Origin of the sequence: Roseateles sp. (assembly GCF_031397715.1) — a bacterium.
Lineage (GTDB): Bacteria > Pseudomonadota > Gammaproteobacteria > Burkholderiales > Burkholderiaceae_C > Paucibacter_A.
The window spans coordinates 1-8,178 of the sequence record NZ_JANNMI010000064.1 but is presented as its reverse complement, the minus strand read 5'-3'; the positions used below and the strand labels follow the sequence as shown (position 1 = coordinate 8,178).

The following is an 8,178-nucleotide window of genomic DNA, read 5'->3' as shown; positions in this document are numbered from 1 at the left end:
AGCGCATGTTGGCCTATTCCACCATCGCCCAGATGGGCTTCATGCTCTTGGGCCTCGCGTCCGGTGTGGTCAATGACAACACCTTGTCGGCGGCCAACGCCTACAGCTCGGCGATGTATTACGTGATCGTTTATGTGATGACGACGCTGGGCACCTTCGGCATGATCTTGTTGCTGTCGCGCCAAGGCCATGAGGCCGAGGAAGTCAAAGACTTGGCCGGCCTGGCCAAGCGCAGTCCCTGGTATGCGACCGTGATGACGATCTTCATGCTCTCGCTGGCCGGCGTGCCGCCGACCGCCGGCTTCTACGCCAAGCTGTCGGTCTTGCAGGCCTTGATCGGCACCAATGTGATGGGCTACACAGCGCTGGCGGTGGTGGCTGTGGCGGTGTCCCTGATCGGTGCTTACTACTACCTGCGCGTGATCAAGGTGATGTTCTTTGACGAGCCAATCGACCACGCGCCACTGGCCGCGCCTGCCGATGTGCGCCTGGTGATGTCCTTGAACGGCGCCGCTGTGTTGATCTTCGGCCTCTTGCCCGGTGGTTTGATGGCGCTGTGCGCCACCGCCATCGTCAAGACGCTGGCGACCTGAGCCGCAGCGACCTTCAGCGATGGAATCTCAAGCGGCCATCTGGCTGGTGTTGATCGTTGCCGTGGTGGCGGCAAACTGGCCGTATTTCAGCCCGAGGCTGATGTTGCTCGGCCCGGTGCGCAGACCCAAACCGGTGGGTTGGCGTTTGTTTGAGCTGGCCATCATGGCCTGCTTGACCTTGGCCCTGGGTTTCACCATTGAAGCCAAGCTGGGCCAGCGCCATCCCCAGGGCTGGGAGTTCTACGCCGCCGCGCTGTGCCTGTTCATCACGCTGGGGTTCCCCGGCTTTGTGTGGTGCTATTTGCGCCGAGGCCGGCATGCAGGCTGAGGCCGACGACGCGCATCTGCGCGAGCATTGCCTGGCATCCAAGGCGGTCTTCGAGGGCAACTTCCTCAAGGTCCACCGCGACCAGGTCCGACTGCCCGATGGCGGCGTTGCCAGCCGTGAGTACATCAGGCACCCCGGGGCGGTGATGATCGTGCCCATCCTGGACGATGGCCGCTTGCTGCTGGAGCGCCAATTTCGTTACCCGATGGGCAAGGTGATGCTGGAGTTTCCGGCCGGCAAGCTGGATGCGGGTGAGGCCCCCTTGCTGTGCGCCCAGCGTGAATTGCTGGAAGAAACCGGTTACAGCGCCAGCCACTGGGCCCATGCCGGGGTGCTGCACAACGCCATCGCCTACTCGGACGAAGGCATTGAGATCTTTTTCGCCCGCGGCTTGACGGCCGGCCAGCAGTCGCTGGATGCCGGCGAATTTTTGGAACTGGTCACCCATGACACGGCCGAGCTGGACGCCCTGGCCGCCAGCGGTGCGATGACCGATGCCAAAACCCTGATCGGTCTGCTCTGGCTGACTCGTTGGCAGCGCGGCGAATGGGCGCTAGCTTGGCTGCCCGCCTGATGTCCGGCTTGATGCACGCTGCAGGTTCGTGATGCTGGTTTTGAACCTCAGCTGCGCCAATCAGCATCACTTTGAGGGCTGGTTCGGCTCGGCGGCAGACTTTCAATCGCAGCTCGACCAAGCCATGCTGAATTGCCCGATTTGCGCCGATCAGCACATCAAGCGTTTGCCCACCGCACCGCACCTGAATGTTTCACATTTGCGCGCCGGCCCGGCCGACCCCGCGGCCAAAGACGCCAAGCCCACAGCAGCACCGCTGCTGGCAGAGCGGGCGGCCGAGACTCGGCTGAAAAAGCTGCAGGCCGCAGTAGCTCAAGTGCTGGCCAATACCGATGACGTCGGCGATCGCTTCGCCGAAGAGGCGCGCCGCATTCATTACGGCGAGACCAAGCCGCATGGCATCCGCGGCCAGGCCAGCGCCGCCGAAGTGGCTGACCTGACCGAAGAAGGCATCGCAGTCTTGCCGCTGGCGATGCCGGCGGTATTGAAGGGCAGTTTGCAATAGCTTGCAGCGGTGACTGAGCGCCCTGGCGCAGTCAAAATCCATGACCTTTGGTGCTACGCCGGTTGTCGTTTATGCTGGCGCGCCCATTTTTCATTTCGCTGTCTCAAGTTCTTAACAAATTCAATCGGAGTCCGTCAGATGACGCGTCCAACGCTGCCCGCCTTGCTTACCCTCGTTGCCGCTTTGGCGCTCAGTTCTTGCGGCAGCGAAAGCAGCAAGAAGGACGCCGCCGGCAAAGCCACGCAGGCCGCGGCGCCGCTGCTGATCGCCCCTGAAGACCAACTCGCCATGAACCTGGCCGACTTTGTGTCCGGCCCGGTGATCACCGGCTCGATACAGCCCGAAAAGCGTGCCGATCTGCGCGCCGAAGTGTCCGCCGTGGTCCTGCAGGTGATGAAAGAAAACGGCGAGGCGGTCAAGCGCGGCGATTTGCTGGCGCGTTTGGATGACAGCTCGATTCGGGAGCAACTGACCTCGGCCGACGAGTCCGCGCGGGTTTCTGTGCAATCGTTTGAGCAGGCCGAACGCCAATACCAGCGTTTGAAGACCTTGCAAGCCCAGGGCATGAGTTCCTTGCAGGCCACCGAAGATGCCGAACAGCGCCGCAATAACGCGCAGGGTGATCAGGTCGCTGCCAGGGCCAGGGCGGCGCAGGCGCGCCAGCAGTTGCAGCGCACCGAAGTGCGCGCGCCGTTTGACGGCATCGTCAGCGAGCGCAAGGTGTCGGCCGGCGATACCGCCCTGGTCGGCAAGGAACTCTTCAAGGTGATGGATGCGCGCAGCATGCGCTTTGAAGGCCTGGTGTCGGCCGACCGCATGAGCGATTTGAAGGTCGGCCAAAGCGTCAATTTCCGCGTCAACGGGCTGGATGAAAAGAGCTTTGTGGGCAAGATTCGTCGCATCGAAGCGGCCGCCAATGCCACCACCCGGCAGTTGGAGGTGCTGGTGGACTTTGCGCCCGGCAGCGCGCCGCATGTCGCCGGGCTGTACGCCGAAGGGCGGGTTGAGACCGCCAGCCTCCGAACCTTGATGTTGGCCGACAGCGCCTTGCTGCGCGCCGGTGACGAGGTCTTTGTCTGGGTGATCAACGGTGATTCCTTGAAGAAGACACCGATCAAGCTGGGTGAGCGCGACGCCAGGCGCGGCGAGTTCATCGTGCTGAGCGGTTTGGCGGCGGGTGACCAAATCCTGCGCAAGCCGGGCTCCAATTTGCAAGATGGGCAAAAAGTGCGGCTGGTCGAGTCGGCAAAGGCCAGCACGCCGGCCGGTGCCGCCAGTGCCAACGTCGCCGTGGCGGCGGGGAAATAAACCATGTTTCTGTCCGATTTCAGCATCAAGAAGCCGATCGCCACGATCGTCATCATCATCTCCTTGATGGCCCTGGGTTTGCTGGCCCTCAAAAAACTCAAGGTCAACCAGATCCCCGATGTGCAGGAGCCGGTCTTGGTGGTCGGCATCGCCTATCCCGGCGCGTCGCCCGAGACGGTCGAGCGTGAAGTGATCAACCGGATCGAGAAATCGCTGCAGAGCATCTCCGGGGTGGACCGGGTGCGCTCCACGGCGTCTGAGGGTTATGCGCAGATCGTGCTGATCTTCAATTTCAATAAAAACTTGATCGAAGCCTCGGACGAGGTGCGCAACGCGATCGACACGGTGCGCTACAAGCTGCCGGCCGAAATCCGCGAGCCGGTGATTCAGCGTGAAGACCCCGCGGCCGAGCCCATCATGCAGCTGGCCCTGTCCAGCAGCAAGCAAAGCCATGCCGAAATTTCGCGCATTGCCGAGGATCAGCTGGCCGACAAGTTCCGCGCTATTCCCGGCGTGGCGGTGGTGACGGTCAATGGCGGCCTCAAGCGTGAACTGAGCGTATTGCTGCATGCCGAGAAGCTGCGCGAAAACAATGTTTCCGTCACCGAGGTGGTGGCGGCGCTGCGCAATCAGAACAGCACGTCGCCGGTCGGCAAGGTGCGCGGCACGCTGGAGGATCAAAGCATCCGCTTGATCGGGCGGCTGGAGTCGCCGGCCGACTTCCAGCAGATTGTGGTCAAGCGGCGCGGTACCGAGCTGGTGCGCCTGTCCCAGGTCGCCACCATTGAAGATGGTTTTGCCGAAATCAACCGCATCAGTCTGCGCAATGGCCACCCGAACGTCGGCATTGCGGTGACGCGCTCCAAGGACGCGTCGACCGTCACCGTGGCCAACAAGGTGCGTAAGCTGGTGGAGGAGATCAACAAGACCCTGCCCGAAGGCGCCAAGCTCGAAGTCACACAGGACGGCGGCAAAGACGCGCAGAACAGCCTCAACAATGTGATCGAGTCCTTGGTGCTGGGCGCCGGGCTGACGATTTTTGTCGTCTATGTGTTCCTGAACTCCTGGCGCTCGACCTTGATCACGGCGCTGGCCTTGCCGACCTCGGTGATCGCCGCCTTCATCGCCGTTTGGCTGGCCGGCTTCACCTTGAATTTCATGAGCTTGCTGGGCTTGTCGCTGGCGATCGGGGTCTTGATCGACGACGCCATCGTGGTGCGCGAGAACATCGTGCGCCATATGGAGCGCGGCTCCGATCGCCGCACCGCCGCGCTGGAAGGCACGGCCGAGATCGGCCTGGCCGTTGCCTCGACCACCTTCGCCATCGTCGCGGTGTTCATCCCGGTCGCCTTTATGCCGGGTGTGTCGGGCGAGTGGTTCCGGCCGTTCGCGCTGACCGTGGTGGCCTCGGTGATGGTCAGCTTGTTCATCTCCTTCACGCTGGATCCGATGATGTCGGCCTATTGGGGCGACCCACCGAATCAGCATCTGGCGCCGAAGAACAAAATTGGCCGCGTGCTGGCCCGCTTCAATACTTGGTTTGACCATCAAACCGAGCGTTATGGCCTGGTGATTGCCTGGGCCCTGCATCACCGTGTCTGGATGGCCGTCTTCGCGGTGGCCAGCCTGGTGGGTGCGATATTTTTGCAAGCCAAGTTCGGCGGTTCCAGCTTTTTGCCGGTCACCGATTCCGGCATGGTGGCGATCGAGGTGCGCACGCCCGCCAGCGCCAGCCTGGAGTATTCACGCTTGAAGCTGGAGGCAGCGGCCCAGTTGGCCCGGGAGATCCCCGAGACGGTGGCCACCAACAGCAATATCAATGTCGGCGGCGGCCGCATCTATGTGGACATTGGCAAGAGCAACCAGCGCGATCGTTCGGCCACCGAGGTGGCCAATGAGCTGCGCGAGAAGGTCAAGAGCCTGGTTGGCGCCGAGTACGCAGTTTCCGATGACTTGAATGGCGGCGGGCGCAAGCCGGTGCAGATCCGCTTCACCGGCGCCGACTCGCGCAAGCTGCTGGACATCACCAATGCCTTCATGGTGCAGATGCGCGGCATCAAGGGCGCGGTCGATGTGGGGCTGTCGGAGCAGGACCCGCAGGACGAATTGCAGATTGAGCTGAACCGCGGCCTTGCCAACTCGCTGGGCATCTCGGTGAACGATGCGGCGCAGGCGCTGCGTGTGGCCTTTGCCGGTGTCGAGGTCGGTGATTGGGTCGACCCGGCCGGCGAAACCCGCGATGTGGCGGTGCGCTTGGCGCCCAGCGACCGTGTCGACGCCAGCAATATCGAGCGCTTGCCGATCGCGGTCAGCGGCAGCAATGTGATGGTGCCGCTGGAGCAGATCGCCAGCGTCACCATGGGCAAAGGCCCGAGCAAGATCCAGCATGCCGACGGCAAACGCACCATCGCGGTGGCCGCCAATGTGCAGGGCCGTTCGCCGGGTGAGGTCACCGCCGACGCGCTCAAGCTGGCCAAGAGCATCAACTTCCCGCCCGGCTACAGCCTGGAGCTGGAAGGCGACTCGCGCGAGCAAGACGTGGTCTTCACCGAGATGGGCATTGCCCTGGTCTCGGGCATCGGCCTGATGTATTTGGTCTTGGTGATGCAGTTCGGCTCCTTCACCGCGCCGCTGGCGGTGATGTTGTCGCTGCCGCTGTCCTTGATCGGGGTCGTGCTGGCCCTGCTGCTGAGCAAGAGCACCCTGAATTTGATGAGCTTTATCGGCGTCATCATGCTGATGGGTCTGGTGGCCAAGAACGCCATTTTGTTGCTCGACGCCGCGCGTCAGTTGGAGGCCGAGGGCGTCGACCGCGAGGAGGCCTTGATGACCGCCGGCCGCAAGCGCCTGCGGCCGATTTTGATGACCACCTTTGCCTTGATTGCTGGCATGTTGCCGGTCGCGATTGGCCTGGGCGAGGGCAGTGAGTTTTACCGGCCGATGGCGGTGGCCATCATCGGCGGCACCATCACCTCGACGCTGCTCACGCTACTGGTGATCCCGACCTTTTACGACAGCATCGAGATTGCGCGTGACCGCATGATCGCCAAGTTCGGCCGGCGCTCGGCGCGCTGGAACGGGCTGCTGGCGTTCGTCATGACCTTGGTCGAGGCGATTCTGACGATTCTGCTGGTGCGCTTTGTCTGGCGCATGTTGGTCAAGCTGTGGAACTTGGCGCGCGGTACGAGCAAATTGGCTCGGGCGGCAAGCCAGGGCGCTGATTAACGCCTAAAGCAGCCTGCCCGGATTCATCAAGCCCTGGGGATCCAGGGCTTTTTTTATGCTGTGCATCATCTGCAAAGCGACCGGATCTTTACGAGCGGCCAACTCGGCCCGCTTCAATTGGCCGATGCCGTGTTCGGCCGAAAAACTACCGCCATGCACGGCCACCGCGTCGTAGACGATGGCGTTGATCGCCGCCTCATGCCGACTCAGAAACGCTTGCGGCTCGACGCCCTCGGGGGCTTGCACGTTGTAATGCAGATTGCCGTCACCGAGATGGCCGAAGTTGACCAGGCGCACACCGGGGAAGGCAGCCTCCAGCGCCAGGTCAGTGGCCGCCGCAAAGTTCGGAATGGCCGAGACGGGCAGGGCAATGTCATGTTTGACGTTCAACCCTTCTTGCGCCTGCGCCAGCGGAATCGATTCGCGCAGATGCCACATCGCTTGCGCCTGCGCATGGCTGGCCGCCACCGCCGCGTCGCTGATCACGCCGGCTTCCAATGCGGCCTCCAGCAGGCCCTCGAACAGCGCCTTGGCATGAAGCTCGCTCTCGGCGTCTGAAAGCTCCAGCAAAACCGTCCAGGCGCTGCCGCCTAAGGGCTGCTGCATTTGCGGGAAATGCTTGCTCAACAAGGCCAGCGAAAAGGCGTTCATCACCTCAAAACCGGTGAGGCTGGCTTGAGCGCGCTGCTGGGCCAGTCTGAGCAACTCCAAGGCGGCTTCTAGGCTGGCGCAGGCGGCCAACGCGGTCATTTGCGCCTGCGGCTGCGCATATAGCTTCAAGGTGGCGGCGGTGATCACACCCAGCGTGCCCTCGCTGCCGATGAACAAATTGCGCAGGTCATAGCCGGTATTGTCCTTGCGCAGGCCCGACAGGCCGTTCCAGATCTCGCCGCTGGCCGTCACCACTTCCAGGCCCAGGCAGAGTTCGCGTGCGTTGCCATAACGCAATACCTGCGTGCCGCCGGCATTGCTGGCGAGGTTGCCGCCGATCGTGCATGAACCTTGCGCAGCCAAGCTCAAGGGGAACAGCAAGCCAGACTCTGCGGCCACCGCTTGCACCGCCTGCAACACGCAGCCGGCCTCCACCGTCAGGGTCAGATTGGCCGCGTCGACCCCGCGCACCTGGTTCATGCGGCGCAGGCTCAAGACCAGTTGCGCACCCGTTGCATCGGGCGTTGAGCCGCCGACCAGGCCGGTGTTGCCGCCTTGCGGCACCATGGCGACGCCGTGCGCGACGCACAGCTTCACGACGGCAGCCACCTCATGCGTCGTCGCGGGGCTGGCCACCGCCAAGGCGCGGCCGGGGAAACGCCGGCGCCAGTCCAACTCATAGGCGCTCAGGTCGCCGCCGCACAGCAGCCCGGCCTCGCCCACCAGGGCACGCAGAGCTTGCACAAATTCAGACATCGCTGCCGGCCGTATGGGCCTTGGCCGCAGCCAAGCGCAGGCGCACCTGCAGCGCGCAAGCGATAAAAATCAGCACGCTCAAGAACACCTCGACGATTGCCAACCACATGCCCAGGCCGCTCTCGCTGGCGGCGCGCACCGCGCCCTCGGCAAAGTAGAGCCAGATCATCAGGCTGAGCCAGCGGAAGGTGTAGAGCCGCCGCGCGGCTTGTTGCGAAAGAAGGCCGAGCAGCGCGGG

At 63.2% G+C, this 8,178-nt stretch carries 8 protein-coding genes; 6 read left to right on the top strand and 2 right to left on the bottom strand.

The window, feature by feature from the left end:
• The 6 genes from RMO57_RS02995 to RMO57_RS02970 form a co-directional block, all read left to right on the top strand.
• The coding region (locus RMO57_RS02995; RefSeq protein WP_310384077.1) for an NADH-quinone oxidoreductase subunit N at positions 1–593 on the top strand (593 nt) is incomplete at its 5' end.
• Positions 594–612: 19 nt separating this feature from the next.
• Positions 613–921 carry a DUF2818 family protein gene (locus RMO57_RS02990; RefSeq protein ID WP_310384074.1) on the top strand — a complete coding sequence of 103 codons (309 nt, stop codon included), beginning with the start codon at positions 613–615 and terminating at the stop codon, positions 919–921.
• Entirely contained in the window at positions 911–1,495 is a 585-nt protein-coding gene (locus tag RMO57_RS02985) for an NUDIX hydrolase (RefSeq protein WP_310384073.1), read from the top strand. Before RMO57_RS02990 ends, RMO57_RS02985 begins: the two co-directional genes overlap by 11 nt.
• Positions 1,496–1,526: 31 nt before the next feature.
• Positions 1,527–2,000: a DUF1178 family protein gene (locus RMO57_RS02980; protein ID WP_310384071.1), complete on the top strand. Its 474-nt coding sequence runs from the start codon at positions 1,527–1,529 to the stop codon at positions 1,998–2,000.
• A gap of 138 nt (positions 2,001–2,138) precedes the next feature.
• Complete coding sequence (locus RMO57_RS02975; RefSeq protein WP_310384068.1) at positions 2,139–3,308, top strand: efflux RND transporter periplasmic adaptor subunit; 1,170 nt, start codon at positions 2,139–2,141, stop codon at positions 3,306–3,308.
• Between the two features lie 3 nt (positions 3,309–3,311).
• Positions 3,312–6,533 carry an efflux RND transporter permease subunit gene (locus RMO57_RS02970; RefSeq protein WP_310384066.1) on the top strand — a complete coding sequence of 1,074 codons (3,222 nt, stop codon included), beginning with the start codon at positions 3,312–3,314 and terminating at the stop codon, positions 6,531–6,533.
• Positions 6,534–6,536: 3 nt separating this feature from the next.
• On the opposite strand, the gene RMO57_RS02965 is transcribed toward RMO57_RS02970, so the two are convergent.
• Entirely contained in the window at positions 6,537–7,940 is a 1,404-nt protein-coding gene (locus RMO57_RS02965; RefSeq protein WP_310384063.1) for an FAD-binding oxidoreductase, read from the bottom strand.
• Positions 7,933–8,178: DUF2069 domain-containing protein (locus RMO57_RS02960; protein WP_310384061.1), on the bottom strand; the 246-nt coding region annotated here is incomplete at its 5' end. The genes RMO57_RS02960 and RMO57_RS02965, both read right to left, overlap by 8 nt.